Here is a 1,816-nt window from a genome sequence, read left to right as displayed (position 1 = left end):
CTAGGAGCGCGCTGATTAATCTGGCGTATTAAGGCGCGCCTCTGCATGGATTTGTGGGCGTGGTTAAGACTTGGTTCATGCAGGGACATGATGATGGTCGACGTCAGATTTACGATGTCGAGGCGATCGCGGGACATTTGCTTCCGGCCGGGTCGGTGTTCGCGTTCCTGGCTGAGCACCGACATGCTCTGTTCCCGGATGACGCGTTCGTGGACCTGTTCCCGTCGGGACGGGGCCGCCCGTCAACGCCGGCCGATGTGATCGCCGCGGTCATGGTGTTGCAAACCCTGAACAACCTCTCCGACCGCGAAACGGCGGAGGCGGTCACTTTCGACCTGCGCTGGAAGGCCGCGTGCGGGTTCGCGTTGACGGAATCGTCGTTCCACCCGACGGTGCTGGTCTATTGGCGCAAACGCCTCGCCGCGAGCAAGCGCCCGCACAGGATCTTCGAGGCCGTGACACAGGTCATTGCAGAGTCGGGGGCTTTGTCTGGTCGGAAGCGCAGAGCCCTGGACTCGACGATCCTTGAAGACGCCGTCGCCCGCCAGGACACCGTCACGCAGCTTGTCGCGCAGATCCGCCGGGTGGGCCGGGAGATCCCTGGCGCCGACGTGACCGTGGCCGGGTTGACCGGTCACGACTATTCCAAACCGGGCAAGCCCGATATCGCCTGGGATGACCGCGCTGCTCGCGACGAGTTAGTCTCCAAGCTCGTCACCGACGCGCTGGCCCTGCTTGCCAGCATCGACGCGGATGCCCTCACCGACAAGCAGCAGGAAACGGTGGCGTTGTTGGCGTTAGTCGCGGGGCAGGATGTGGAACCGGCAGACGGATCTGATGGCACGGACGGGCGGTGGAAGATCGCCCGCCGGGTCGCCCCGGACCGGGTCATCTCAACCGTGGATCCCGACGCCCGCCACGCGCATAAGAGCCGGCAGAAGAAGATCGACGGTTTCAAGGCTCATATCGCGATGGAGCCGGAGACCGGCTTGACGACCGCGGCCGCCCTGACCAAAGCAGCCGGGCCGGAAAACAGTGACGCGGCGCGCGGGATGGAACTCCTCGCGGCTGACACCAGCATTGGCACGCAGGAAATCGAGGCGTTGGGTGATTCGGCTTATGGCAGCGGAGAACTCCTCGCGGCGATTTCGACGGCCGGTCACACGCCGATCATCAAGCCGATGCCGCTGGGCCGCGCTATTCCCGGCGGGTTCACCGTCGATGACTTCACCATTGACGAGGCCGACCAGAGCGCGACATGTCCCGCGGGCATCGTCCGGCCGATCAGCGCGACGGGACGCGTGAGTTTTGGTAGTTCCTGCGCGTCCTGCCCGCTGATGGCCCAGTGCACGACTGCGAAACGGGGGAAGAAGATGCAGATCCACCCCCACGATCGGCTACGCCGTGAACACCGTGTTCGGGCCCAGGATCCCGACTTTCAGGCCGTGTATCGACAACACCGACCTATGGTCGAACGCACCCTCGCCTGGATGACTCGGGGAGCTCGGCGTGTTCCCTACCGCGGCACCGTCAAGAACAACGCCTGGTGGGTCAACCGGGCTGCCGCCATCAACCTCAAACGCCTCCTCAGCCTCGGCCTCACCAGCCAGAACGGGACCTGGGCCATTGGATAACACCCCAGACCAGGACACCCAGCCCGCCACCGCCGACGCACCCGCCCTTCACGGCCCGGCCCGCCCAACCCCAGAACCACCTTCCGGCCCCGAGGACGCTTTCACGGGCCCGGCCACCGGGCAAAAAACGCTCTAAAGACTCGATTGGCCCACTGAAACGTTGTAAATCAGCGGTCTCCTAG

General features: G+C 64.6%; 1 protein-coding gene. It reads left to right on the top strand.

Going from position 1 to position 1,816, the window contains the following annotated elements; translation table 11 throughout:
* Positions 1-77: 77 nt before the first annotated feature.
* A complete protein-coding gene (locus IWX89_RS18275; protein ID WP_196904958.1) occupies positions 78-1,634 on the top strand; it encodes an IS1182 family transposase in 1,557 nt (518 codons plus the stop codon).
* The last annotated feature ends 182 nt before the right edge of the window (positions 1,635-1,816 follow it).

It is taken from the genome of Cryobacterium sp. MP_M3, assembly GCF_015752155.1.
Lineage (GTDB): Bacteria > Actinomycetota > Actinomycetes > Actinomycetales > Microbacteriaceae > Cryobacterium.
Note: the sequence above shows the minus strand (reverse complement) of the source record. Positions and strands in the feature narration are given on the sequence as shown.